The 26,190-nt window shown below is 37.7% G+C and carries 25 protein-coding genes; 1 reads left to right on the forward strand and 24 read right to left on the reverse strand.

Annotation, left to right across the window (positions count from 1 at the left end):
- Positions 1-56: 56 nt before the first annotated feature.
- From DIZ80_07170 to DIZ80_07270, 21 genes are all read right to left on the reverse strand, one after another.
- A complete protein-coding gene (locus DIZ80_07170) occupies positions 57-1,217 on the reverse strand; it encodes a hypothetical protein (GenBank protein RDH83910.1) in 1,161 nt (386 codons plus the stop codon).
- A 233-nt stretch (positions 1,218-1,450) separates the two neighbouring features.
- The gene (locus DIZ80_07175) at positions 1,451-2,083 is read right to left on the reverse strand and encodes a hypothetical protein (GenBank protein ID RDH83911.1); all 633 of its coding nucleotides are present in this window, start codon (positions 2,081-2,083) and stop codon (positions 1,451-1,453) included.
- A 3-nt stretch (positions 2,084-2,086) separates the two neighbouring features.
- Positions 2,087-2,698: an NADPH-dependent oxidoreductase gene (locus tag DIZ80_07180; GenBank protein RDH83912.1), complete on the reverse strand. Its 612-nt coding sequence runs from the start codon at positions 2,696-2,698 to the stop codon at positions 2,087-2,089.
- Positions 2,699-2,705: 7 nt separating this feature from the next.
- Positions 2,706-3,029 (reverse strand): hypothetical protein, encoded by a 324-nt coding sequence (locus DIZ80_07185; protein ID RDH83913.1) that lies wholly within the window; start codon positions 3,027-3,029, stop codon positions 2,706-2,708.
- 91 nt (positions 3,030-3,120) lie between these two features.
- Positions 3,121-4,179: a hypothetical protein gene (locus DIZ80_07190; GenBank protein ID RDH83914.1), complete on the reverse strand. Its 1,059-nt coding sequence runs from the start codon at positions 4,177-4,179 to the stop codon at positions 3,121-3,123.
- A gap of 134 nt (positions 4,180-4,313) precedes the next feature.
- A complete protein-coding gene (locus DIZ80_07195) occupies positions 4,314-4,967 on the reverse strand; it encodes a thiopurine S-methyltransferase (protein RDH83915.1) in 654 nt (217 codons plus the stop codon).
- Between the two features lie 131 nt (positions 4,968-5,098).
- Positions 5,099-5,338 carry a competence protein ComEA gene (locus tag DIZ80_07200; protein ID RDH84123.1) on the reverse strand — a complete coding sequence of 80 codons (240 nt, stop codon included), beginning with the start codon at positions 5,336-5,338 and terminating at the stop codon, positions 5,099-5,101.
- Positions 5,339-5,445: 107 nt separating this feature from the next.
- Positions 5,446-6,138: an orotidine-5'-phosphate decarboxylase gene (locus tag DIZ80_07205; protein RDH83916.1), complete on the reverse strand. Its 693-nt coding sequence runs from the start codon at positions 6,136-6,138 to the stop codon at positions 5,446-5,448.
- 26 nt (positions 6,139-6,164) lie between these two features.
- Entirely contained in the window at positions 6,165-7,331 is a 1,167-nt protein-coding gene (locus tag DIZ80_07210; protein RDH83917.1) for a lipopolysaccharide assembly protein LapB, read from the reverse strand.
- A gap of 3 nt (positions 7,332-7,334) precedes the next feature.
- Positions 7,335-7,616 carry a hypothetical protein gene (locus DIZ80_07215; GenBank protein ID RDH83918.1) on the reverse strand — a complete coding sequence of 94 codons (282 nt, stop codon included), beginning with the start codon at positions 7,614-7,616 and terminating at the stop codon, positions 7,335-7,337.
- Positions 7,617-7,695: 79 nt separating this feature from the next.
- Complete coding sequence (locus DIZ80_07220; GenBank protein RDH84124.1) at positions 7,696-7,989, reverse strand: integration host factor subunit beta; 294 nt, start codon at positions 7,987-7,989, stop codon at positions 7,696-7,698.
- A gap of 155 nt (positions 7,990-8,144) precedes the next feature.
- Entirely contained in the window at positions 8,145-9,827 is a 1,683-nt protein-coding gene (locus DIZ80_07225) for a 30S ribosomal protein S1 (protein ID RDH83919.1), read from the reverse strand.
- A 174-nt stretch (positions 9,828-10,001) separates the two neighbouring features.
- Positions 10,002-10,682, reverse strand: coding sequence for a (d)CMP kinase (locus tag DIZ80_07230; GenBank protein ID RDH83920.1), 681 nt, complete (start codon positions 10,680-10,682; stop codon positions 10,002-10,004).
- A gap of 222 nt (positions 10,683-10,904) precedes the next feature.
- On the reverse strand, positions 10,905-12,218 hold the full coding sequence (gene aroA, locus DIZ80_07235) for a 3-phosphoshikimate 1-carboxyvinyltransferase (protein ID RDH83921.1): 1,314 nt from the start codon (positions 12,216-12,218) through the stop codon (positions 10,905-10,907).
- Positions 12,219-12,390: 172 nt separating this feature from the next.
- Positions 12,391-13,368 carry a phosphate-binding protein gene (locus tag DIZ80_07240; protein RDH83922.1) on the reverse strand — a complete coding sequence of 326 codons (978 nt, stop codon included), beginning with the start codon at positions 13,366-13,368 and terminating at the stop codon, positions 12,391-12,393.
- Positions 13,369-13,477: 109 nt separating this feature from the next.
- Positions 13,478-14,737 (reverse strand): phosphate regulon sensor histidine kinase PhoR, encoded by a 1,260-nt coding sequence (gene phoR, locus DIZ80_07245; GenBank protein ID RDH83923.1) that lies wholly within the window; start codon positions 14,735-14,737, stop codon positions 13,478-13,480.
- A gap of 2 nt (positions 14,738-14,739) precedes the next feature.
- Positions 14,740-15,420 carry a phosphate regulon transcriptional regulatory protein PhoB gene (phoB, locus tag DIZ80_07250; protein RDH83924.1) on the reverse strand — a complete coding sequence of 227 codons (681 nt, stop codon included), beginning with the start codon at positions 15,418-15,420 and terminating at the stop codon, positions 14,740-14,742.
- Positions 15,421-15,464: 44 nt separating this feature from the next.
- Entirely contained in the window at positions 15,465-16,184 is a 720-nt protein-coding gene (phoU, locus tag DIZ80_07255) for a phosphate transport system regulatory protein PhoU (protein ID RDH83925.1), read from the reverse strand.
- A 7-nt stretch (positions 16,185-16,191) separates the two neighbouring features.
- Positions 16,192-17,010: a phosphate ABC transporter ATP-binding protein gene (locus DIZ80_07260; GenBank protein ID RDH83926.1), complete on the reverse strand. Its 819-nt coding sequence runs from the start codon at positions 17,008-17,010 to the stop codon at positions 16,192-16,194.
- Positions 17,011-17,067: 57 nt separating this feature from the next.
- Positions 17,068-18,705, reverse strand: a complete 1,638-nt coding sequence (gene pstA / locus DIZ80_07265; protein ID RDH83927.1) for a phosphate ABC transporter permease PtsA — start codon at positions 18,703-18,705, stop codon at positions 17,068-17,070.
- The gene (locus DIZ80_07270; GenBank protein ID RDH84125.1) at positions 18,705-20,891 is read right to left on the reverse strand and encodes a phosphate ABC transporter permease; all 2,187 of its coding nucleotides are present in this window, start codon (positions 20,889-20,891) and stop codon (positions 18,705-18,707) included. Before DIZ80_07270 ends, pstA begins: the two co-directional genes overlap by 1 nt.
- 285 nt (positions 20,892-21,176) lie before the next feature.
- Between DIZ80_07270 and DIZ80_07275 the strand changes: the two genes are divergently transcribed.
- The gene (locus DIZ80_07275) at positions 21,177-21,746 is read left to right on the forward strand and encodes an alkylhydroperoxidase (protein RDH84126.1); all 570 of its coding nucleotides are present in this window, start codon (positions 21,177-21,179) and stop codon (positions 21,744-21,746) included.
- Between the two features lie 34 nt (positions 21,747-21,780).
- Here DIZ80_07275 and hypE read toward each other — a convergent pair whose 3' ends face one another.
- The 3 genes from hypE to DIZ80_07290 are packed head-to-tail and all read right to left on the reverse strand — an operon-like array spanning position 21,781 to position 26,183.
- A complete protein-coding gene (gene hypE / locus DIZ80_07280; protein ID RDH83928.1) occupies positions 21,781-22,800 on the reverse strand; it encodes a hydrogenase expression/formation protein HypE in 1,020 nt (339 codons plus the stop codon).
- Between the two features lie 3 nt (positions 22,801-22,803).
- Complete coding sequence (hypF, locus tag DIZ80_07285; protein ID RDH83929.1) at positions 22,804-25,131, reverse strand: carbamoyltransferase HypF; 2,328 nt, start codon at positions 25,129-25,131, stop codon at positions 22,804-22,806.
- Positions 25,089-26,183 carry a hydrogenase formation protein HypD gene (locus DIZ80_07290; GenBank protein RDH83930.1) on the reverse strand — a complete coding sequence of 365 codons (1,095 nt, stop codon included), beginning with the start codon at positions 26,181-26,183 and terminating at the stop codon, positions 25,089-25,091. The genes hypF and DIZ80_07290 overlap by 43 nt, the downstream gene beginning before the upstream one ends.
- Positions 26,184-26,190: the final 7 nt, after the last annotated feature.

Here is a 26,190-nt window from a genome sequence, read left to right on the forward strand (position 1 = left end):
AGCATCAGCATATTAAGCACCCAAATGGGTGCTTTGTTTTTTATAAATGTCCTGAATTAAGCTTTCCAGTGATCAGTAGCAATCCCCTGCCCAAGGTCAGCTTCAATCAATCGACTTCTCACATCCAGTAATTTTTCAATTAATGCAGGCTCCTGTTTTTCATAAGCATCCGCATCAGGAACACGCTTAACAACAACACCTAACAATTCAGTAATCGCATTACCAATAGAGTTTTGACTAATCGTAACAATTAAATCACCCTGATCATTACGATAAATAAGCTGTTTAAATGCTGGTTGCCAACGAATCGAATTAGAATACTTAGGATCCTGAATACATTGTTCACGAACTTTTTTAGCGGCTCCAAGAAAATCATTATTAAATAAGAGCGTAGATTTCACATGTTCCGGGTAATAAGCATCTTTCGGCACAGGGGAGTTTCGTGAAGAAACCTGTGAAAAGAAAGCGCGATAAAAATCAATAAATCCTTTTAGAATCTCATCATATTCCTGCCAGAATCGAATATCTTTTAGAGCTTCAACACCACCCTGTATTTTCCAGCTTGGTAAACCCTGAGGATAACCCGTTAATTGAAACATTGATTCATTACTATGAACCGGGGTTAAGATTTCAAGATCCAGTACGGATAAAAAATCTCTATATACATCCCTCATATAAGACTGAAACAAGCTATGTTGCCCGCCATCAGTCAGGTTTGCATTGCCTGGGTCCGCCAATTCTGCATTTGTAAGTTCTTTTTTGTCAAAAACAATAAAATGATTATGTAACATGCGGATACTTGGCACACCTGGTGAAGTAAGTGGCCATGTTGCATCTAAACTGGCCTCACCTGCTAATACCAGATGATCATCTGGATCAGGAAACTTCTCGAGCATATACTCGATTACTATCTGATTCATTCTATTCCAGTCATTTTTAACCCGGTCAGGCACCTGAGTTCTTCGTACAGGCCTGCCTAAAGGGTTTAAAACTGATTTAGACGTGTTATAGATGATGGATGTATCAAATACATTTGAGTGGCCTAATGCCTTTCTATAAAGCAATAAACCCTCAGGGTTTTCTAATAAGCCATTATTATTAGTTAAGTCATTAAGATTTTCAGTACTATTAAAAAATTCGTTCGCCGCCATACCTTCAGGCACATCGAGTGGTATAGGACGAAATGGAGTAACAATTTGACGAGGGCCGACTTGCATAGCGTTATCCTGAATAATTAGCAGAATTTAATATAGCATGCTGGAATTAGATACCAATTCAGTATTTTTGATATCCATATAATATATATTTTCTAAATACTCACTGTTTAATTCAAGTAAATATCATTTAAAACTCACTATATAAATATTAAAAAAGCATTTATTAGAATTCCAGTTTTATCTGGAAAGCCTGCTCTCACAACGCTCATATGACTTAAATACTCTTTTCTTTACTATACCAGAAAAGGGTTATTCACACGTTCCTCACCTATAGTAGACTCGGGGCCGTGCCCGGGTATAAACCGAAAATGATCGTCTAAAGAAAGCAGCTTTGTTTTGATCGAGGTCAATAATTGCTGATGATCGCCTCGTGGAAAATCGGTTCGACCAATTGAGTGTTTAAAAATTACATCACCCACCCAAAGCAACTGTTGTTTATCATGTTTTAAAACAACGTGCCCTGGCGTATGCCCTGGTAAATACATTACTGAAAATTTTTCCTCGCCCAGAGTAAGTTTTTCACCCTCTATAAGCCATTTATCAGGCATAAAATTTTCAACCAGTGCGAAACCAAACATTTCACATTGTTTAGGTAGAGCATTAATTAAGAACTCATCCTCTTTATGGGGGCCTATCACAGGAATAGCTAATCGTTTCTTTAACTCTGCTGTAGCACCTACATGATCAAGATGCCCATGAGTCAACCAGATAGCCGTTAGATTCACTTCATTTTCAGCAATTGCCTTTTGAAGTTTATCAACCTCACCTCCCGGATCTATTAATACTGCATCTCGTGTTTTATCACACCACACTAAAGAACAATTTTGCTGAAAACTGGTAACAGGAATAATTTGATACTGAAGCATAAACTACATTCCATTTCCAAATTTATCTGTATCTGTTGCTCCACTATCTCTCACCTGCTTTAATGCAATAACATATTCTTTAAGTATATTTAATGACCACTCTATTCTTTCCCTAAAATATGAATCAGCAGATTCATCATTATCCTCTGCTTTGTCATTAAGTACTTTTTCAACATTACGAATAATCATTTGTTCCGGGATGTAACATAAACGACTATTTTTATAACTACTCATACGTAACTCAGCAATCGGATACGCTCCACCATCTGCAGAGGAAATAGAAACTATTTTAGCCGGTTTATTACCCAGCTCATTTCGTCCAAATATCAGAAAAAAATTCTTCAATCCTGCAGGAACCTGACCGTGCCATTCAGGTGTAATGACAACAAAACCATCACTACTTGATAACTGTTCACGGTATGGCGCAAGTAATGAAGTCCATTTTTCTTCACCATCCCAGATACCTTCATCCCAGAGAGGTAGTGGGTTACTGGCCAGGTCAATAATTGGCGCTTCATCACATATGTTGTTAAGCATTACTTTCTGATAATGTTTAGCAACTTTAGTGCTTTGTGAATTTTCTCTATGGCTACCACTTATGATTGTTATTTTCATACTTTACTCATATTAGTTTCAAATTAATAATTTCATCAGACAAAACGATACGAATCTCATTTAGTTCAGGTTTTCTACTCATCAAATACGCTGACAAAACCTCTAGTATATTTGAATCATTATTTTCAATAGCATCGAACAACTTCAAAGAAACAAACTGCAATTTTTGAAAATCCGTTGGTGCTGCAACTTTTTGTTCACCAAGCTGTATACCTCGAGCCATGTCTTCTTCAATTTCATCCAGAAAACGCCTGACTCGTGCAGGTACAGGTTTAACCGAATAGTTGTAAATTATCTGCTTATTCCGGGTGACATTAAAGCTGTTTTTCATAGGGTTATTATTAGAACATTAATAGTTAATCAATACAAAAAGAGCCGATGATAACATCGGCTCTTTTTAATGTTTTTACTGATACTGAAGCTTAATCAACCGAGTTTGTTTCATGCACCCAGTCTCTTATACCGCCTTCAAGACTAACCACATCGTACTGATTTTGCGCAAGCACTAATGTAGCAACGGAACTACGACTTCCAGCATGACAATAAACAACATAACGCTTTGTTTTATCAAGCTCATCAATTCTATTCCTTAATTCAAAAAGAGGCATGAGTATGGCCCCTGGAATATGTGAATCATCAAATTCTTCTGCATACCTGACATCAATTGGCACATAATCAGTATCTAACATTGATTTGGCAATTGTTTGATTAACCGTTTTGATAAGCGGGTTTTTAATAATTTCTTCGAAGTCAGACTTATCGAGAACCGATAATGTACTGTCCTCTTTCATTATAACTGTTTCGGATCGTACCCCGCCGGAAATCAGCGCCTCACATCCAAACGCATCACCTTCCGTTAGTTCAGCAATTTTCTGCGGCTCATCATCATATAATGTAACGGAATATACTTCAGCTGAACCTTCGGTGATTATATAATACGAATCACCTTCCCCTCCCTGTTCTACAGCTGCTTCTCCTTTGGCAACTTTTATAGTACGCATTTTAGTAAATGCTAATTCAACCATTTCTGACGGCAGACGACGAAACACTAATGAATTTCTTATTTTATCGAGTTGCCCCGCCAGTTCCTCATTCGTATCCTCCATCATATGAACAATCTCATCCCAGGAGATCAATTCATCCAGCATTTCTCTATCAGCATGGCAAATAATGCAATTAGAACGTGCAACAACTGTACTGGTTGATGGTTTAGAATTTAAAATAATTGGTGATTTACGGGTTTCTTCAGGTCCATCAATACAACGAACTTCGCCATCAGTAATAACATTAAGTGCCCCTTCAATTACAAACAGGTAATCTTTACCGGCACCACCCGTTATTTGAAAAATTTCGCCTTCCCGCATCTCTATAAAACGAACTATATTAACAACTTCTGACATACGCTCCTGTGAGAGTAAGGTAAACGGCATGTAGTTTTTTGTAAGAGTATCTAATACCCGCTCCATCTTAACGCTTATCATATTTAACACCTGTTCAAAAATTAAAAAGCACTACATCTTCTTTTAGTTCATGAATGAGCAAACAGCAAGCGCTGCATAAGTATGTTCCGGGCGTTTATTCACATATTAATAACGTTATTTTTTCAACTATCATTTTATTGAGTTATTTTATAAATACACTCTATTAGACTGGTTAACCCTCTCTCTTTAAATTTCTGATGTCCATCAAGCACATCACTCTCATGCAACAGTTCCACTTTAAATTCAGGCTGAAATAAACGATTAATTTCATCACGTTTAACTGAAAATGGAGGACCAGACATTTGAGACTGATTGTATTCAAGTGTTATAAGAAATATTTGCGTTTCATCAGGTAAAGTATTTTTTAATAATTCGACATACTCACGTCGCATAACCTCAGGTAAGGCGATTAATGATGCACGATCATAAACTATTGATACATCCTCAAGAATTTCTTTATCAAGCTTAAAAAAATCACCCTGCAACAAATTAATATTTGAATTATGATATACGTTAAATTGCTTAAACTGATTTTTCTGTATTTTCAGTTTCTGCTCCTGAAAGAAATCATTAATTGCTTTTTCACTGCATTCGACCCCAAGAACAGAAAATTCCTTAGAAGCAAACCAGGCGATATCCAGGGTTTTACCACAAAGGGGTATGAATATTAGCGAGTGCGGCTTAGCATCAAAACTGTGCCAAAATTTATCAATATATGGATTCACTTCTGGCAGATGAAATGCAATCTGATTTTGTTCCCAGCGTTGTTTCCAAAAATCAAGCTCCATAATCTTACCCTTATAGAAAAATCTATGAACAGTTTACACCTGTCAATAATGATTAAAATAGTTTTAGACATACACAAAAATACCCCGGAATATAATTCACGGGGTATTTTTTACTGAAAAATATAATGAAATTATAAGCTTATATTTTCTTTATTTTTCTCAATCGTTTTTGAACTGATACCTTTTACATTTTGCAGATCATCGACAGACGCAAAAGGACCATTTTGTTTGCGATAATCAACTATTGCCTGTGCTTTCTTATCACCTATACCCGTTAACTCTGTTGATAAGGTTGATACATCTGCACTATTTATATTTACCTGCCCCGCCCATACTGCACCTGAATAGAGAGGTGCTACAAAAAACATCATCACGCTTAAAACAACTGCTTTCATTATTTTCATTACGCTGACTCCTTGTTTAAATCCATTATTGGATTGGAGCGAACACACTAAACGATGATAGAGATAAAAGGCAACTAAGAAATTTCTGAATTGATTGTACGTAAAACACCCAGTGGGTCGTCAGACTGAGTAATAGGTCGACCAATAACCAGATAATTAGATCCCGCTTTTAATGCATCTACCGGTGTCATTATGCGACGTTGATCATCAGCTTTACTACCTGCGGGTCGAATACCCGGGGATACCAGCAAGAAGTCATCTTTAAAATGTTGACGCATTACAGGAGCCTCCTGAGCTGAGCAGACTATTCCATCTAAACCCGAAGATTGTGCTAAGCCAGCAAGTTTAAGCGCCTGCTCAGCTGGTGTTACATTTATACCCAGCTCAGACAGGTCCTGTTGTGACATACTGGTTAAAATGGTCACTGCTATTAGATAAGGTTTATTCTGATGATTAGCAACTGCATTTGCAGCGGCCTCCATCATTCTGCTACCACCACTAGCATGAACATTTAACATCCACACACCCAGACTTGCAGCTGCCTCACAAGCCTTAGCGACAGTATTGGGTATATCGTGGTATTTTAAATCCAGAAATACATCAAAGCCTCTGGTCTGTATTTTTTCGACAAAATCAGGACCTAGATGAGTAAACATCTCTTTACCTACTTTCAATCTACATAAATCAGCATCTAATTTATCTATTAATTGAAACGCTTCTGATTCTGATGGGTAATCAAGAGCTACTATAATTTTAGAATCAGACATTATTTACCTGTTTATTCTTATAAATGTTAATCAATTTTCGGAGCCATACTACTCCAGCCATGACACGAAGGGCATAACCAGACATGAGTATTTGCAGTATAACCACAACGCTTACATTGATAATCATGATGTTTATCTGTTATTGCATCAACAACTGCAGGAACCAGATTTTTCTGACAATCAACATCAGGACCATGCAGTTGCAATAAAGAACTTAATGTACTTAAAGAGGGTTTTCTGAGAACCGCTTCAGATAAATATTGTAATGCATCTTCTTCACCAAATATTTCTTCAATCAGTCTGGTAAGATCAGGCACAAGTGAGATTTCCGGGTGCTTCTGATCAAGCATACGTAAATAACTTAATGCTTTATTTAAGTTTGATGTATTTCGATAACATAATATGAGTTTTTCAACTACAAGTGGAAATAGCTGGATATTCTGCATTTCTACCTGACGTAAAAATCGAATCGCCTTTTGATAACGCCCTCTTGTAATTGCAAGATCTGCTAACAACACTGATGCCCGAACACAATTTTTATCTATAGTTAGTGCCTGTGTAGCTAACGCTTCAGCCTCTTTTAAATCATTTTGTTTTAAAACCTTCTGACTTAATTCACAATAATATTGTGCTGTTGTTGCAGCTATTTTATTATCACCCCTGCTCTGAAAACGCCGGGCAATATTAATTGCATTTTCCCACTCGTGCTCCTGCTCATAAATACTCATTAAGCAACGTTGAGCTTCCTGAGTAAACTCCGCATCACCAACAACCTCATTAAAAAGGCCTTCAGCCCTGTCTAACCAGCCTGCCTGCAAATAATCTTTAGCAAGTGATAATAAAACCGTACCTTTGTATTGCTGTGGCAGTGAGGGGCGTGCTAATAAATTCTGATGCAATTTTATGGCTTTATCTATTTCTCCATTACGACGAAATATTGCACCCAGGGCAAGACTGGTATCAATAGTTTCCCAGTCTGTTTCAACCAGTTGAACAAATATGTCGAGCGCTTTATCCTGCTCATCATTTAATAAATAATTAAGGCCCACAAAGTAATCATTAGAAAAACGTAATTGTTTTCTCTGTTTTCTTATGCGACGACGTGCTAGAAGTATACCCAGTATAAAACCCAGAAAAGGTAACAGGTAAATAGTCCATTGTTGTGAAATAATATATTGCAGATGTTCAATCATTTATCATTTGTCTGATTGTTTTAAAACCTCTGATAATCCATTCAGGGTTTCTTTTTTATGCTTTAGACGTAAATATTTTTTCTTCTGATTAAGAAGTGTCATCAAATTAAATATAAATCCGATAATTACGCCCACTAGTAAAGTCATTAGCAAGACCATCGCCATAGGTAAATCGACTTGCATTATAAATAGGTCAATAGAAACCAATTGTGCATTTTTATAGGTAAATGCTGCAACTAGAATAATAAGGGGTATAGATATAAGCAGACTTATAAATCTTATCATCTTTTAAATCGGCTATTGTTTAATTCGATATTTGAATTCTGTTCAATTAATAATTAGTGGTTTAAAACCAGCTATTCTATTAACTGTTTTTTAATGTTTCGTTAACACGCTCACGAAGCTCTTTACCAGGCTTAAAGTGAGGTACATACTTTCCGGGTAATGAAACTGCATCACCGGTTTTAGGATTACGTCCAGCCCTTGGTGGCCTGAAGTGTAAGCTAAAGCTGCCGAAACCACGAATTTCTATTCGATCACCGGTAGCCAGTGCTTCTGACATTTGTTCTAATAAACTTTTTACTGCTAATTCTACATCTTTATAAGCTAGGTGATTTTGCTTACGCGCCATCAGCTCAATTAGCTCGGATTTCATCATTGATCTTGATACAACTTCGCCCGACATAGGATTTTCCCCGTGTAAAACAATAGTGGTCATCCCTGACCCTACTGCTATTTATTGTATTAACTTAGTAAATTTTATTGAAGTATAGTGCATCCAACTGATTTTACTAGGTTTTATACAATTATTTACTATTTATTAGCATCCATTTGCTCTTTTAGTAAATCACCAAGGGTTGTAGATGTTGTTGCAGAGCCAGAATCAGAGTCTGAAGAGTACTCCTTAATTGCTGCTGCTTCCTCATCTGCATCCATCGCTTTGATAGATAAAGTGATAGTGCGAGTCTTACGATCAACACCCAGGAACTTAGCTTCAATATCTTCACCAGCCTTAAGAACCGTACGTGCATCTTCAACACGATCACGAGATAACTCAGAAGCACGTAAAGTACCTTCAATGCCGTCACCCAGGTCAACGATAGCTGCTTTAGCATCAACTTCAGTGATAGTACCCTTCACTAATGCGCCTTTGCTGTTTGCTGCAACGAAGTTAGAGAACGGGTCCTGTTCCATCTGCTTAACACCAAGAGAGATACGCTCACGCTCAGGATCAATAGATAATACAACCGCTTCAAGCTCATCGCCTTTGCTGTAGTTCTGAACAAGGTCTTCACCAGTAGAATCCCAGGAAAGGTCAGATAGGTGAACCAGGCCATCAATGCCGCCGTCAAGGCCAACGAAGATACCGAAATCAGTGATAGATTTGATCTTACCTGAAACTTTATCACCCTTGTTACGAGTTGCACCGAACTCATCCCATGGATTAGCAATACATTGCTTCATACCAAGAGAAATACGACGACGTTCTTCGTCGATATCAAGGATCATAACTTCACATTCATCACCTAAAGACACAACTTTAGCTGGGTTAACGTTCTTGTTAGTCCAGTCCATTTCAGATACGTGTACAAGACCTTCAACACCATCTTCAACTTCAACGAAACAACCGTAATCAGTGATGTTGCTTACTTTACCCATCATGCGTGAACCTTCAGGGTAACGGTTTGCAATAGCTGCCCATGGATCTTCGCCTAGCTGCTTAAGACCAAGAGAAACACGGTTACGTTCTTTATCAAACTTAAGAACCACAACTTCGATTTCACTACCCACTTCAACAACTTCAGATGGGTGCTTAACACGTTTCCAGGCCATATCAGTAATATGAAGAAGACCATCAATGCCGCCAAGATCAAGGAATGCGCCGTAATCAGTAAGGTTCTTAACGATACCTTTAACAGTTTTACCTTCTTCCAGACTGTTTAGAAGCTCTTCACGCTCTGCAGAGTACTCAGACTCAACAACTGCACGACGAGATACAACAACGTTATTACGCTTCTGGTCTAACTTGATAACTTTAAATTCTAACTCTTTACCTTCCAGGTAAGATGTATCACGTACTGGACGTACATCTACTAATGAACCCGGCAGGAATGCACGGATATCACCAAGCTCAACAGTGAAACCACCCTTAACCTTACCAGTGATAATACCTGTGATGATTTCTTCTGCATCATGTGCAGCTTCAAGAACAATCCATGCTTTAGCACGTTTCGCTTTATCGCGAGATAAACGTGTTTCGCCCCAGCCGTCTTCTACAGCTTCAAGGACAACTTCAACTTCGTCGCCGATTTTAACTTCAACTTCGCCGTTGCTTAAAAATTGTGATTCAGGGATAACGCCTTCAGATTTAAGGCCCGCTGCTACGGTTACATAACCGTTAGAAATATCAACAATAGTACCCATTACGATGGTACCTGCATTCATTTCGGTTTCTTGCAAGCTTTGTTCAAATAGTTCTGCAAATGATTCAGACATAATACTTTCCAATATATAACTGTAAACTGGTGGATTGCCCTTTCAACATTACTGACGTTAAGCACGTAGTAGCGTGGGCGCAGATTACAGGGTTAGAGTTAAATTAAGCTTAAGAACCTAAGTGGTCTTAAACACGTTTTTATAGGTGCGAATAAATTCACACCTCATAGAGCTTTACGCTAATCGCTGTTTCGCTAAATCTAAAACCTTTTGCGTCACTTCCTCAATACTCATTTCTGTCGTATCCAGTAAGATCGCATCTTCAGCCGGCTTAAGTGGCGATACAGCGCGATTTGCATCTTGCTCGTCCCGTGACTTCAAGTCTTTCACGAGGGCGGCGATATTAGCATTAATCCCCTTTTCTTTCAACTGCTTATAGCGCCGTTCGGCGCGTTCTTCAGCCGAAGCGGTCATAAATATTTTAACCGGAGCATCAGAAAACACTGTTGTCCCCATATCACGGCCATCAGCAACCAGGCCAGGCTCCTCTGAAAAGCTGCGCTGACGCTCTAAAAGAGATTTACGCACCTTTGGTAATGCGGCAATTTTTGAAGCTCGCATACCGATTTCTTCTTTACGAATCGCTTCGGTAACATCCTCGTCTCTTAATAGAATTTGCAGACCCGTGTCAGTTGGAATGAATTCAACGGGTAAATTGAGAGCTAATTCTGCTATTGCGGACTCATCTGACAAATCAATTTCATCATCTTGGGAAGCAAGCGCTGTTAAACGATAAAGTGATCCACTGTCAAGAATATGAAAGCTCAGCGCAGTTGCTACGTTCTGGGCTATTGTGCCTTTACCTGCACCGCTTGGGCCATCTATTGTAATAACTGGGATAGTTTTAGAAGTCATATAAGTTATCCATTAGCTAAACTTAACTCGGTGTCAGATCCGATTCTTTTCCGGCTCTGACACCTGTTGTGATGCCATCAAGAGTTGTACGAAGTTTATTTCCTACAATATCAGCTCTTGGTGGTATGGATTAAGGGGACAGAGCGCCAAAAAGCGGCGTTCTATCCCCGATGGAGATGAGCCATAACAGGCAAATCCTACCGTTTTATTTATTCAATACCATCAAGAACAAACAGAGACAGCAATACCCGCTTTATTAGCAATACCAATAAAATCAGGAAAAGAAGTATTCACATTCTCACAATCTTCAATAATTATATCTGATTCTGACCTTAAACCTGCCATCGTAAATGCCATGGCAATTCGATGATCGTCTCGACTATGCACTTTACCACCCTTAACAGGCCCACCATTTATAATCATGCCATCTGGCGTAGCTTCAGCATCAACACCAATTGCCTGCAGGCCATCAGCCATTACCTGAATTCGGTCAGACTCTTTAACTCTAAGCTCTTCAGCACCCGTTATAACTGTTTGGCCTTCAGCACAGGCTGCGGCAACAAATAATACGGGGAATTCATCAATTGCCAGTGGCACCAGGCTTTCAGGTACATTAATACCTTTTAGTTTAGCGCTTTGAATTCGAATATCAGCAACAGGCTCTCCTCCTACAATACGTTCATTTAGCAGCTCTATATTGGCACCCATTAATTTCAAAATATCAATTACACCCGTACGGGTCGGGTTAACTCCAACGTGCTGAAGTGTAATATCTGAGTTTTCTGCAATACTGCCTCCAACCATATAAAACGCAGCCGAAGATATATCTGAAGGCACATCAATATCACAGGCAGTCAAACGTGCTCCACCTTCTATGCACATTTTATTACCCGTGGTTTCAACCGGGTAACCAAAAGCATTTAACATACGTTCCGTATGATCACGTGTTGTGGCAGGTTCCGTTACACAGGTTTTACCTTCCGCATACATACCCGCAAGCAATACACAGCTCTTAACCTGTGCACTTGCCATAGGCATAACGTAATCGATGCCTTTTATTGTAGAGCCGCCATTAATTCTTAATGGCGGACGCCCGCCTTCATCTGTATCAACTATTGCTCCCATTAATGCAAGTGGATCGGTAACCCGCTTCATAGGGCGTTTAGATAATGAACGATCGCCACTTAGTACGACATCAAATGTCTGACCTGATAACAAACCTGACATTAAGCGAATAGATGTACCTGAATTACCAAGATCAATATCTTTAGAAGGTTTTTTCAAGCCATCAATACCGACACCATGAATAGTCACTTCACCTTTATCATTCGGCCCTTCAATCTCAACACCCATAGCACGAAAGGCTCTAAGTGTATTTAAGCTATCCTCACCCTGCAAAAAGCCGGTAACGTGTGTCGTTCCGTCGGCAATTGCACCGAACATGATAGAACGATGAGATATTGATTTATCACCTGGAACACGAAATTCGCCAGTTAACTGGCCTCCAGGCTTTACTAAGTAGTCAATTTGAGACATAAAGATCTGCTATTAGAAATAATTAGCGCGTGATTATATAAGAATTTAAGATTAGCGGATATTAGTTATTGCGAAGTATCTATAAACTTAAACGCTACACTAATCCGTTTATTTTTAATCAAACAAAAAAGGGCGGCTATTTGCCGCCCTCTTATCAACAATAAATTAAGACTTATAATTGATTCAGGTACTTGTCAACAACCTTAGCAGGTAGAGGAATATAACCATCTTTAATAACCACTTCCTGACCCTGCTTAGATAAAATTAACTTCATAAACTCTTTCTGTAAAGGAGCTAATTCTTTATTTGGGTGCTTGTTTACGTAAACATACAGAAAACGTGATAAAGGATATGCTCCTGATACTGCATTTGCAGATGAAGCATCAACAAATTTACCAGATGCCTTCTTGCGTAATGGAACAGCTCTTACACCAGAAGTTTTATAACCAATACCTGAGTAACCAATGCCGTTTACAGAACTACTTACTGACTGTACAACTGAAGCTGAACCTGGCTGCTCATTTACATTGTTTTTGTAATCGCCCTTACAAAGTGCTTTTTTCTTGAAATAACCATATGTACCAGATACTGAGTTACGACCATACATTTGAATATCACGGTTCTTCCAGTTACCTGTCATACCCAGATCGCCCCATTTAGTGATATCGTCATCAGAACCACATTTTCTTGTAGATGAGAACACAGCATCAACATCAGCAATCGTCATGCCTTTAACAGGGTTATCTTTGTTCACATATACCGCTAGAGCATCAATCGCAACCGGGATTGCTGCTGGCTTATAACCATAACGGTCTTCAAATGCTGCAATCTCTTTTGATTTCATCTTACGACTCATTGGGCCGAAATTTGAAGTCGCCTCTGTTAGAGCCGGTGGAGCAGTTGATGAACCAGCAGCCTGAATTTGAATATTTACATTAGGGTAAGAACGTTTAAAAGATTCAGCCCATAATGTCATTAAATTAGCCAGCGTATCAGAACCCACACTTGATAAATTTCCCGAAATACCACTAACAGATTTATATTCAGGAACACCTTCATCAACAGAGACAGCTGATGCAACACCTGTAGACATTAAACCAACACAAATTGCTGCTGTAGCAAATGCTGTTGTGATTTTGTTTTGTTTCATTATTTAAAACTCCGAATTAAGTAAGTATGGCTATTTTGTTTGAATAATGTGAATGCAAAATGACAGAGATATTACAGTTTTGTTAAATTAGGACTATTTATCAAAATGACTAGGTAAAGGGAAAATAACAGCTAAATACCGTTCCTTTATTAATTTCGCTTTCTATCTGTAAAACAGCACCATGACGATCCAGTATCTGCTTAACAATAGCAAGCCCCAGACCTGTCCCTCCTTTCTCTCTTGAACGACCTTCATCTACCCGGTAAAAACGCTCTGTTAATCTAGAGATATGCTCATAGCCTATGCCATCTCCATTATCTTCTACATGTATATAACTACCTGTAGAGTCTGTAGAAGTCGTAAGTTTTATAAATCCATTATCAGGTGTATAACGAACTGCATTTGTTAATAAATTTGATATAGCAGTTCGAATTTCTTCATAACTTCCATTTATTTTTATCGGCTCAATTTCAATAGTAATATCATGCGAACCCTGATCAAGTGAAACAGCTTCATTATAGACTTCATTTAATAATGCTATTGTATCAATCTGGACATTAGTACCGATAAAAGAAGATGTTTCAAGTTTAGCTAGTTCAATTAATTCAGCTATTATTTTTTCCATTCGAATCGTTTGTTGATATATTTTATCTACTGGATATTTATTTATTTCATCACAATTATTCTGTAATGTTTCTATGTATCCAGACATAACAGTTATAGGTGTACGTAACTCATGAGAAGCATTAGATATAAAATCCCTTCGCATTTCGTCTAATTTTATACGTTGAGTTATATCTCTGGCACTTAACAGGTACTGCCCCTGACCATAACTTGTTACATTAAGTAATAATTTCTGGTTCTGATTATCAAACTCAAGTGGCTTTTTAAAATTATTTCCATTTAGGTATTTTATAAATTCAGGTTGTCTAATTAGATTATCAATACGCTGACCGACATCAAGGCCTGAGCGTAAACCGAATAAAATTTTAGAAGCTGGATTAAACCATTCAATTTCATTATTTGAATTTAAAACAATTGTAGCGTATGGCAAAGCTTTAGTTGATTTCTGAAACTGCTTGAGAATTTTTGTTAATCTTTTACGAGATCCTCTTTGACGTTTATACTGATTATGTAATTGAAAAAAAGCATCATCCCAGATACCAGTAGCTTCAGGCGTGTTATTAGAAGGCTTATTTAACCAGTTAACAAGTCTATTAAGATTATATAAATGCCAGACAACATAACCCAGTAAACCCACAAATACTGCCGTCATGGCAATGCCGAAAAACGAACCAATGACCAGCATGAATATCAACCATAAAGTTAATAAAGATAATTCATGCTGTAAACTGCTAGAGAATGTCATTATCAGGACTGTTTTGAAAACCTGTAGCCACTTCCATGCACTGTTTGTAATAGCTTATCCATTTTAAATGACTGCAACTGTTTTCTTAATCGTCTAATGTGCACATCAACAGTACGCTCTTCAACATACACCTGTTCTCCCCATACCTGATCTAATAATTGAGACCTTGAAAACACTCTATCAGTATGCCCCATAAAATAATGCAATAAACGAAATTCAGTTGGTGATAAATCAAGTTGTGTTTCACCTATTTTCACACGATGACTAACAGGATCCAGATATAACTCACCTATCTGAATAGGCTGCTCATCAGGCATCGCTCTGCGTAAAATAGCCTGGATTCTAGAGTTTAACTCTCTCACTGAAAAAGGTTTTGTCACATAATCATCAGCCCCAACATCTAAACCCAGAATTCGATCTTCCTCTTCTGTTTTTGCTGTAACCATAATAACTGGAAGTTTAGAGTGATATTTACGAATACGATGCAATAGATCAATTCCACTATTATCAGGTAACATCCAGTCCAGTAAAACCAGATCTATCGCTTTGTTTTCTATAAGCTCCCAACCTTCTTTTACCGTATAAGCAGAATGAATTGAATAACCTTCCTGAGATAAAGAAAAATTAAGCATTTCCTGAATACCAATATCGTCTTCTACTATAAGTAATGATGCATGTTTCATAATATTATTTAATTAGATAAGTGAAAGTGAGTTATTAATGAGTATCAAGAAAGTATATCTTTTTCTACTTCATCAAGATCAAGATGGCGTATATCTTTACCTTTAACCAGATAAATTACATATTCACCAATATTTTTTGCATGATCACCTATTCTCTCAAGTGCTCTTGCTGCCCAGACAACATCCAGAACTTCAGAAATTCTTCTGGGATCTTCCATCATAAATGTAATAAGTAAACGCATAAGATTCTGATACTCTTCATCAGCTTTATCATCAGATCGTACAACTTTAATTGCAGCATCAACGTCCTGTCGTGCATACGCATCTAATACATCATGTACCATTTGTCGTACATGATCACCAAGATGGGTTATCCCTGAGTAACGACTACTAAATCCAGCATCATCTTCTGCAAGATTTAATGCCATTTTAGCAATTTTTTCAGCTTCATCGCCAATTCTTTCTAAATCTGTTATGGTTTTAATGACAGCAACCACCATCCTTAAATCAGATGCCGCTGGTTGACGCCTTGCCAATATCTGAGTGCAGGATTCATCTATTGTGACTTCTAACGCATTAACCTTATGGTCACGTAAAATTATTTCTTCAGCACCTGCCGCATTAACACTCTGTAATGATTCAATAGCACCCGCAATCTGTTGTTCAACCAGCCCACCCATTTTTAAAACCTGATTTCGAAGACTTTCCATCTCCTGATCAAACTTATGTGAGATATGTTGACTATTATTACTATTTTCCATGATTTAACCTCTAACCGTAACGGCCAGTTATATAGTCTTCTGTTTGTTTTTTAGCCGGGTTTGTAAAAATAGTATTTGTATTACCAAATTCGACCATTTCACCCATATACATAAAAGCTGTTTCATCAGAAACCCTGGCAGCCTGCTGCATATTATGAGTAACTATCAGAATAGTATATTGTGATTTTAATTCGTAAATTAGCTCTTCTATTTTTAATGTTGAAATAGGATCAAGTGCTGATGCCGGTTCATCAAGCAGGATTATTTCAGGTTCGATTGCAATAGCACGAGCAATAACGAGACGTTGTTGCTGTCCACCAGACATACCCAATGCACTTTCATCAAGTCTGTCTTTAACTTCTTCCCATAAGGCTGCACCTTTAAGCGCCCATTCAACTTTTTCTTCAAGTACTCTTCGTTTTTTTAACCCCTGAAGTCTTAATCCATAAGCAACATTCTCAAAGATACTCATAGGAAATGGATTTGGTTTTTGAAATACCATGCCGACACGTTGACGTAATGAGGTAACATCAACATCAGGCGCATAGATATTCTGATTATCAAGAATAATTTCACCCTCCACTCGCACACTATCAACAAGATCGTTCATTCGATTAAAACAGCGTAGCAATGTAGATTTTCCACATCCACTCGGACCAATGAATGCTGTAACCTTATTTTTCTTCAATTTAAAACTAATATCTTTTAATGCCTGTGATTCACCATAAAAAAGATTAAGATTTTTTACGTCCATACAAACTTCATTATTATCTGATTTATCACCAGACAATAATGCACTATCAATTTTGGTTGTTATAACTTCACTCATATCTTTATTTCCAACTGATTCACTGTCTTTGACAGAAAGTCATATGATTAAGGTATCCTAGTTATCTAAAGCGCGATATTTTTCACGCAATTTATTTCTTAAATTAATTGCGGTTAAATTCAAACCCACAATAACCACTACTAATAAAAATGAAGTGGCATAAACTAATGGTCTCGCTGCTTCAACATTTGGGCTTTGAAAACCCACATCATAAATATGAAACCCTAAATGCATAAACTTACGATCAAGATGTAAAAATGGAAAATTACCATCAAGAGGTAAACTCGGCGCTAGTTTAACAACACCGACCAACATCAATGGAGCCACCTCACCAGCAGCTCGTGCAACTGCTAAAATTAATCCGGTCATAATTGCCGGGCTGGCCATAGGCAAAACAACACGCCATAAAGTTTCTGCTTTAGTCGCCCCAAGACCAAGACTTCCTTCACGTAAACTTATAGGAATTCGTGATAAGCCTTCTTCCGTAGCAACAATAACAACAGGTAGCGTTAATAGAGCCAAAGTTAAAGATGACCATAATAAACCGGGGGTACCAAAAGTAGGAGATGGTTGAGCTTCAGGATAAAACAGACTATCTATACTTCCACCCAGAAAATACACAAAAAAACCTAATCCAAAAACACCATAAACAATAGAAGGTACACCAGCAAGATTATTAACAGCAATTCTTATAACTCTAATAAGTGCACCCTGCCTGGCATATTCACGTAAATATACAGCCGCAATTACACCAAATGGAGTTACCAGTATAGCCATCAGGATAACCATTAATACTGTACCGAATATTGCCGGAAAGATACCACCTTCTGTATTTGCCTCTCTGGGATCTTCAGAAACAAAATTCCATAAAGAGCCGACATAAAACCCTAACTTTTCTAACGTAGAAAAACTATTTGGCTGCCAGGCTTTAACAATTTTTTCTAACGGGATTTTAACTATTTTCCCATCCATTACAGTAGCACTAATTGAATCTCTGTTTATATCCGCATACAGAGATTGCGTCTGCTTTAATAAAGCAGCATACTCTGAATTCAATGAATCACGTTTATTGGTTAGCTTCTCTAACGCCTCTTCTGTTAATTCATTATCTATTATTAATCGTTTCTCTTTAAGACGTAAACGCTCGAGTTGATAGTTTATAGCACCAATTTCACCTTGCTCTAGATCTAATATCTGCTCTCGAATAGTGACGGTACGTTCAAGTCTTTGCTCAAACTCTGACCATATATTGTTTTCATCAGATACTTTTACACCGTTCTCATAAACTGAATTTAAATAACCGTAAAAATTACCCCATTCAATTCGTTCTAAAACCATAATATGGTCAGGTTGTTCTCGCTTTATAAGATCTATATCATAAAGCCATCTAAAGTCACTACCCAGAAGATCACGATTACCTGTTTTAACCAGATAACGGGTGATATTACCTTCTTTTACATCAATTCCATGTACCGTATCAGCAGGGACTGTTTCTGACTCAATAACCTCGGCAATAACTGTCAACGAATTATTAGCATTCTGATAATAAAATGCTTCTACATTAGCAGGCCAGAAATGACTCATACCACGTACTAATATCAGGAACAACAAACCAAAGACGGCCACAAGTGCAACAGAAATTGCACCTGCGTTTAACCAGATCCACGGTGTTCCGCTTTTAAACCAATTTCTCATTATAGTCCGCTATACTTTTTGCGCAGACGATGACGTATCATTTCTGCGAATGTGTTAAATACAAAGGTAAACATAAATAAAATAAATGCTGCCAGGAATAATATTCGATAGTGAGTACTTGCTACTTCGGCTTCCGGCACTTCGACGGCAATATTTGCAGCCAGTGTACGCATACCCTGAAATATACTCATATCCATTAGCGGAGTATTACCCGTCGCCATAAGTACAATCATAGTCTCACCAACTGCTCTACCAAACCCCATCATTACAGCAGAAAATATTGCAGGACTTGCTGCTGGCATTACAACACTTGTCATGGTTTGCCAACGACTAGCACCTAATGCCAGGGAACCTCTAATCAAATGTTGAGGCACACTAAAAATCGCGTCTTCTGCAATTGAAAATATTGTGGGTATTATGGCAAAACCCATAATCAGTCCAACAACTAATGCATTTCTCTGGTCATAATTAAAGCCCCATACATCGCTCATATAGGTACGCATATCACCATCAAAGAAAACATTTTCAACGGGTCCACTCAGGCTCATAGATAGCCAGATCATAAACAGAACAACCGGTATTAATAATGCCGCTTCCCAACCATCAAAAATAGATTTATTTGAAACAAAGCCGAAAAGCCATGCACTTAAGATAAAACCAAAAGGTAAGATTAAAAGTAGAGTAAAAATACCTGCTAGATGTGTTTCAACATAAGGGGCCAACCATAAACCTGCGAGGAAACCTAAAATAACTGTAGGTAAGGCTTCCATTATTTCAATTGAAGGTTTAACAACCTGACGCATACGTGGCGCCATAAACTGAGCAGTAAACATAGCGCCTAAAATAGCAATGGGTACAGCAAATAACATAGCGTAGAATGCAGCTTTGATGGTACCAAATGTTAATGGCATCAAGCTGAATTTAGGCTCAAACTCATTAGTAGAAGCAGATGACTGCCAGATATAATCTGACTCATCATATCCTTCATACCAGATTTTTCCCCATAAGACATCCCATGATACTTCCGGGTACTCGTTATCAACATCATAAAGATATAATTTACCTTCATTATCAACAGCAAGTAAATTTTGTGCTCTCGAAGACCAGGCTAAATTTGTAATTGTCTGGTTAGCTGTATTTAAACTAACAAGAGTACGTTGTGATGTTGAATAATAAAGTGTAATAGCACCTTTAACATCAGCAACAGCAAAGCTTTTTCTCTGCTGCTCTATTGATATTTCAGAAATGGCCAGACTGGTTTCATGAAAGTTACGAATGAACGTTAGAACCCTTCCGTATTCATTACGTACGGACATCCACTGTTGTACCTCACCATTATCAAGACCAATTAATAATGAGTTACCGCCCAACAGTAACTGTAACTGAGTTATTCTATGTTTAATTTTATAATCATTATGATTACCATCAAAACCTTCTTCATCTAGTGAATAATCACGAAGCACTCCACCCTCAAGTGCAACATACAAATGATCTAACGCAGGGGTTAGTACAATTGCGTGGATATCAGTATCAAATGTTTGTTCAGATCTAGATTCAAGCTCAGTTGTAATTTCTTCAGTAATAAAAGACTCTTCCTGGATATAACGTGCATAAACCAGTCTTTTATCCTGTGTTTTAGCAACAATGCCGAAAGCTTCTTCATTTATCTGAAAGTCTATAGAATTTAATGGATTTTCTGAATCATCGAGCAAAATAACATCATCACCAAAAGGAAATTCAAGCGCTGGTGTTAGTGTACGAACATCATTCGGATAACTTAAATCAAAAATATAACGAACAATTTTTACATGTCCATTTTCTAAACCCAGTATGACTCGATCAATATTAAACGCTAAGCTTGTAATTTTTGCAGGCAGGTTAAGATTTTCTTTTCTAATTGTTTCACCTGTATCAGACTTAAAAAAGACAACATCACCGTTATCCATAAACCTGACACCCATGGTGCCCTGCTCTTCGAGTCCTAGATGTAATATTTTAGATTCATCAGAAATACTATATGAATGACTCTCTGACATCTCCGCTGATTCAAACATCGGAATCACTACCTGCAATAGATAGAAGAAAATCAGTAAAATTGCGATAATGACACTAATTCCACCAACGGCTACGCCATAGCGTGTTATACGGTCTTTAAAAGCTCGTTGGTTGTATTTTTGCTGTAACATTTGATCTTTCATGACAGGTAGGATACTCGCTGCTTATTACAGGAATGTTACAAGATGTGACAATTTTATTGCATTTTACTAAATCCCCGGTAGCAATGGCTTTACAGCCAGTATCATAGATGTCTTTATTTAAAAAATATGATTAACCGAGATGATTTAGATCATGTTCAATACTACCCGACAATAACATGTTCAGGTATATTGAGTTTATCTGGTATTGTAATTATTAGTTTTATAGCAAATCAAATTATTATACATATATGTAATTTACAGGATCTTGATTCAATGACCGATACGTCTGCACAGTTTATGCGAAAAGCAAGCAATTATGGTTTACAGGAATACCTGGAAATCATGGGTGAACTATCTCAGATTAGCACTAAAAAAGGCCTGTTATCCCGCTTACAAAAAGAATTAATTACTTATGGTTTAGCTTTATATAAAAACTGTCAACGGTGCATTTCTATACACGAGAGAGAAGCTGACAATTTAAAAGCGACTGATTTTGAGTTTAACCAGGTCAAAAAGATAATCCTTTTTATGAATGCATCTCCTCATGGAGACAGTGTGCTCTGGGATAACTGGGAATATAACTGGCGAGATTACAGCCATTCTAAAATTAAAGAAAGGCAACAATTACGCGAAATGGTCGCATTGGCTGTTGCAATTGTAATGCAGCATGAAAGGCAAATTTATCTCCACTTAACCACTGCTCTTGATTCAGGTATCACAATAGAAGAAATTTTTGAGATTGTCCCTCTCGCAATGTTAATGGATGGAGCCCCTACTCTTTCTCAAATCCCAACATTATTGACATACTATGATGAATACCAAAAGAACAATGCCAATGTATAAAATATTATCTTAAAAAACATTTGGAATAAAATAATTAACAGATACGAGGCAAAGGATCATCTTCAAGTTCTTCCAGTATACGTTCACCACCAAACTCGGTCATTAATACTACTCTTGTAATATTCTCATCTAATTCGCCAAAAATAATTGCATCCTGACCATCGGGTAAAGCCTTCCATCTGGATAAAGCTTCTTCAGCACAAACCTCATTAACTACAGCGACAACCCTGCCTTCACAAGCGAGAAACAAAGGGTCATAACCGAGCATTTCACAGACAGATTGAACTGGGTCTTTAACAGGAATTTTATCCTGTTGTAATCTGATACCCATTTTAGTAAATCGACTAATTTCATGACAAACGGTCGCAAGGCCGCCTCGAGTTGGATCGCGCATAAAATGTACACCTTCCAAGCCCGATAACGCCTGAGTATATGCAAGCACACTCGCAGAGTCTGAAACAACCTTACCACTTAAACCAAACTGTTCTCTGGCAAGCATGACAGAAATACCGTGATCGCCAACCGAACCACTCAGCAGCATTACATCCTTATTTTTAATATTAGCAAGGCTCAGATTTAAATCATTATCACGTATACCAATACCTGTTGTTGCAAGGTATAACCCTCCTCCCTGACCTCTTGGTAAAACTTTTGTATCACCGGCAACAATTTTGACACCAACTTCATTTGCTGATCTTGCAAGACTTTTAACAATACGTTCCAACTGTTTAACTTCCATACCTTCTTCTATAAAGGCATTTAGGCTTAGATATTTTGGAATTGCACCACTAACTGCAAGATCATTCGTTGTACCATGGACAGCGAGAGAGCCTATATTTCCACCAGGAAACTCAAGCGGCTGCACTGTAAATCCATCCGTAGTAAACATTATGTCTGTCTTTTCTATTTTTAATGACGCTGCATCAGCTTGAACATCAAGATCATCATTACTTAAATATTTTGAAAATATTTCATCAATTAGTTCACGCATAAAACGCCCGCCATTTCCATGGGCAAGTGAAATATGTGTATCAAGTTTTACATCGTTATTCATAATTTAATTATGCCTGAAGCCATATTCTATTATTTGACCACAACTGATACCAGCATCATTTACCGGTATGCTATGAGGAAGAATTACCTGAAACTTATTATCAATAAGTAATTTATATACAAGATTAATCAGAATTTCATTTTGAAATACACCACCAGATAAACCGATAACATTCACACCCGATTCTTTTCTAATATTTAAGGCCTGATTCAATAAACTAGTTGCCATCGAGCTATGAAAACAGGCTGCACGTTGTGATTTTGTTTTTGTTGTATCTTTTAACATTGGAACAACATTACTCCAGTTAACCACATGCATTCCATTTACTTTCTTTATTTCCATATCAACAGGATTTTCAAATTCAGTAACTAGTGATTCAAGCATCATAGGCCCCTGCCCCTCATAACTCACTTCATTACAAATACCGATTAGAGAAGCGGCAGCATCGAAAAGCCTACCAACAGATGTTGTTGATGGAGAGTTTTTTCCCTGTTGCCAGAAATTAAACACCAGAGATGTCTGGTCATCAGTCAATGGCGAATTAAACTCTTCATTTGTTTCCCAGCATAATGCTGCAGCACTACGCCAGGGTTGACGAGAAGCAAGTTCTCCACCGGGCAGTTTAAATTCTCTAAAATGTGAAACCCGTTGCCAGTTACCGGGGCACCCCAGTAATGCTTCTCCCCCCCACAATGTGCCATCTGGTCCTAAACCAACCCCATCCCATGTAAAAACCAGCATAGTTTTTAAATCATCTACTTCTTTACAGGCATCATACCAGCATGAAGATGCGTGGGCATAATGATGAAAAACCAAACTCAAACTCAGAACCTGTTTTTTCGCCCAGCGGCTTGATGTATACCCGGTATGAGCATCACACACAATATGTTCAGCTTTTACCTGATAAATAGACTGTAAATCATTAATACATTTTTCAAAAGTCTGAATACTGCGAGGATTATCCATTTCTCCTATATGGGGAGAAATAACTAACCGGTTCTTCCATCCTAGCGTTACTGTATTTTTCATATGGCAACCAACCGCCAGTACAGGTTTATCTAACTCAAATGGTAAATCAATTTCAAGTGGTGATACTCCCCGCCCTATTCGAACAGGGCGTGCTTTATTCTGTATTAGCTGATAAACCGAATCATCAACAGGCCGCACAATACCGCGATTATGATGAAGATACGCATCTGCAACATGCTGAAGTCTTTGTTCAACTTCTTTGTTATCAGTTAAAACGGGTTCACCGCTGATATTTGCTGAGGTAAAAACAAGCGGTAAAGATAAACCATTTAGAATTAAATGATGTAATGGGCTATAAGCTAACATCACTCCTATTTTAGAAATCCCGGGTGCAATGTATTTAGATAAATTATTTATGCGTTTTTTTATTAGCACAATAGGTCGTGAAGATGATTTCAATAACTTTAATTCTTCAATTGATAAATTAACATACTGACTTAAATCATTGTCAGTTAGCATAATTGCTAGTGGTTTATCAAGTCTTGGTTTAGTTTTACGTAACTTTAAAACAGCTGCATCATTCGTAGCGTCACAAACAAGGTGGTATCCACCTATACCCTTAATTGCAACTATCTTTCCATTTTTCAAATCAGTTATACAGGCCTGTAATGATCGATTATTACCTTCTACAATCCTTTCATTATTAACATATTTAAGTGTTGGACCACAGTTTTCACAGGCGACAGGTTCCGCATGAAAACGACGACTCTTAACATCCAGATATTCTCTTTTACACTCTGGACAAAATTCAAACACAGACATGCTGGTTTTATTTCGGTCATAAGGAAGTGATTTTATAATCGAATAACGAGGGCCACATTGCGTACAATTGATAAATGGATAATGATAACGCCGATTATCTGGATCATTTAATTCATCAATGCATTTAACACAGGTGTTTAAATCTTCTGGTAAGTGAATATCAATATCACTATCAGCTAAACTATTTAAAATAAGGAATTCACTAGTATCAAATAGCGGTATTACTTCAACTCCCTCTATACAGGGGCTTGATATTAATGGAGATTCATTAATTAAATTATCGACAAAAGATTGAATATTTTTTAACTCTCCCTGCACAAGAATTTCAACACGACCAGATGTATTACGAACCCAACCGGTTAAGTGATATTTAGTTGCATGTTGAAATATAAAGGGTCTGAAACCGACACCCTGGACCTTACCGCTTAATATGATTCTTTTTGCACAGTTATTAATTAATGATTGCTTTTCAACTTTCTGGATAGTCGAAAAAGCCATTAACTCACATCCCTTAAACCACCTGACCACCAGATTCGACATGCACCCTCATCTGAAACCATACAAGGACCAATTGGACTCCTCGGCAAACATGTTTTACCAAATAATTTACATTCACTGGGATAAATCTTTCCTAAAACGACCTGGGCACAATCACATCCAGCCGGCATTTTACCTGCCCTTTTACGAGCGTCATCTGCATAGTCAGGAAACTGTTTTCTTGTATCATATTTTTCATATTGAAGATTTAACTTAAAACCAGAATCTGGAATTACGCCTACGCCACGCCAGTTTGCATCATAAATACTCAAAGCTGTATTTAAATGTTTTTGAGCTGATGCATTACCACCTGGTTTAACAAGACTTGAATAACAGTTATCAAGAAAATATCGTTTTTCATTTAACTGACGCAACACTGAATACATTGCCGCTAATAAGCTCACCGGTTCAAAACCGGAAACCGCAGCAGGAATATGATGTTTAGCTACAACAAAACCCCATTCTTCAGGACCCATTATTGTTGCAACATGTCCTGGAGCGATAAGCGCATCAAAACCCGGAGCGCCTGATTCTAATAACATAGATACAGCAGGCCAGGTTAATCTTCCCGATAATAAAACAGACAAATTATCAGGTATACCCTGCACCAACATTGCAGCTACCGGTGCTGTCGTTGTTTCAAAACCAGCTGCAAAAAAGACAACCGGTTTCTGAGGATTTTCTTTAGCAATAATTACAGCTTCAATAGGTGATGCTATAGGGCGAATATCAGCGCCCTGCGCTTTTGCCTGCTCTAGTGTTCTGATCTGTATTTTTTTTACATTAACCGGTACACGTAACATATCTCCAAATGCAACAAGAATAATATCTTCGTGTAGTGCAAGTTGAATAGCTTCAAAAACATCTTCTTCCGGACAGATGCAAACTGGACAGCCAGGCCCCGGAACAAGCTCGATATATTCAGGCAAAGCCTGACGTAAACCAGCCATTGTAATTGAACGCTCATGACCACCACAAACGTTCATAATTTTAACTCGCCCTTGATGGGGTAAATTATGAATTTTTTCCAGCCATTGTTTCGCTGTTATTTCCATTTTATAG

The sequence above is a fragment of the endosymbiont of Galathealinum brachiosum genome (assembly GCA_003349885.1).
Taxonomy (GTDB): Bacteria; Pseudomonadota; Gammaproteobacteria; order SZUA-229; family SZUA-229; genus SZUA-229.

Excerpts from the sequence above, each read along its gene's own strand:
- DIZ80_07180 (RDH83912.1), bottom strand. The coding sequence starts at position 2,698 with ATGAAAATAACAATCATAAGTGGTAGCCATAGAGAAAATTCACAAAGC.
- DIZ80_07175 (RDH83911.1), bottom strand. The coding sequence starts at position 2,083 with ATGCTTCAGTATCAAATTATTCCTGTTACCAGTTTTCAGCAAAATTGT.
- DIZ80_07240 (RDH83922.1), bottom strand. The coding sequence starts at position 13,368 with ATGAAACAAAACAAAATCACAACAGCATTTGCTACAGCAGCAATTTGT.
- DIZ80_07215 (RDH83918.1), bottom strand. The coding sequence starts at position 7,616 with ATGATAAGATTTATAAGTCTGCTTATATCTATACCCCTTATTATTCTA.
- DIZ80_07220 (RDH84124.1), bottom strand. The coding sequence starts at position 7,989 with ATGATGAAATCCGAGCTAATTGAGCTGATGGCGCGTAAGCAAAATCAC.
- DIZ80_07170 (RDH83910.1), bottom strand. The coding sequence starts at position 1,217 with ATGCAAGTCGGCCCTCGTCAAATTGTTACTCCATTTCGTCCTATACCA.
- DIZ80_07210 (RDH83917.1), bottom strand. The coding sequence starts at position 7,331 with ATGATTGAACATCTGCAATATATTATTTCACAACAATGGACTATTTAC.
- pstA (RDH83927.1), bottom strand. The coding sequence starts at position 18,705 with ATGAGAAATTGGTTTAAAAGCGGAACACCGTGGATCTGGTTAAACGCA.
- DIZ80_07230 (RDH83920.1), bottom strand. The coding sequence starts at position 10,682 with ATGACTTCTAAAACTATCCCAGTTATTACAATAGATGGCCCAAGCGGT.
- DIZ80_07185 (RDH83913.1), bottom strand. The coding sequence starts at position 3,029 with ATGAAAAACAGCTTTAATGTCACCCGGAATAAGCAGATAATTTACAAC.
- DIZ80_07190 (RDH83914.1), bottom strand. The coding sequence starts at position 4,179 with ATGATAAGCGTTAAGATGGAGCGGGTATTAGATACTCTTACAAAAAAC.
- DIZ80_07260 (RDH83926.1), bottom strand. The coding sequence starts at position 17,010 with ATGAGTGAAGTTATAACAACCAAAATTGATAGTGCATTATTGTCTGGT.
- DIZ80_07195 (RDH83915.1), bottom strand. The coding sequence starts at position 4,967 with ATGGAGCTTGATTTTTGGAAACAACGCTGGGAACAAAATCAGATTGCA.
- hypE (RDH83928.1), bottom strand. The coding sequence starts at position 22,800 with ATGAATAACGATGTAAAACTTGATACACATATTTCACTTGCCCATGGA.
- DIZ80_07225 (RDH83919.1), bottom strand. The coding sequence starts at position 9,827 with ATGTCTGAATCATTTGCAGAACTATTTGAACAAAGCTTGCAAGAAACC.
- DIZ80_07205 (RDH83916.1), bottom strand. The coding sequence starts at position 6,138 with ATGTCTGATTCTAAAATTATAGTAGCTCTTGATTACCCATCAGAATCA.
- phoR (RDH83923.1), bottom strand. The coding sequence starts at position 14,737 with ATGACATTCTCTAGCAGTTTACAGCATGAATTATCTTTATTAACTTTA.
- DIZ80_07290 (RDH83930.1), bottom strand. The coding sequence starts at position 26,183 with ATGGAAATAACAGCGAAACAATGGCTGGAAAAAATTCATAATTTACCC.
- phoB (RDH83924.1), bottom strand. The coding sequence starts at position 15,420 with ATGAAACATGCATCATTACTTATAGTAGAAGACGATATTGGTATTCAG.
- DIZ80_07270 (RDH84125.1), bottom strand. The coding sequence starts at position 20,891 with ATGTTACAGCAAAAATACAACCAACGAGCTTTTAAAGACCGTATAACA.
- aroA (RDH83921.1), bottom strand. The coding sequence starts at position 12,218 with ATGTCTCAAATTGACTACTTAGTAAAGCCTGGAGGCCAGTTAACTGGC.
- DIZ80_07275 (RDH84126.1), top strand. The coding sequence starts at position 21,177 with ATGACCGATACGTCTGCACAGTTTATGCGAAAAGCAAGCAATTATGGT.
- hypF (RDH83929.1), bottom strand. The coding sequence starts at position 25,131 with ATGTCGAATCTGGTGGTCAGGTGGTTTAAGGGATGTGAGTTAATGGCT.
- DIZ80_07200 (RDH84123.1), bottom strand. The coding sequence starts at position 5,338 with ATGATGTTTTTTGTAGCACCTCTCTATTCAGGTGCAGTATGGGCGGGG.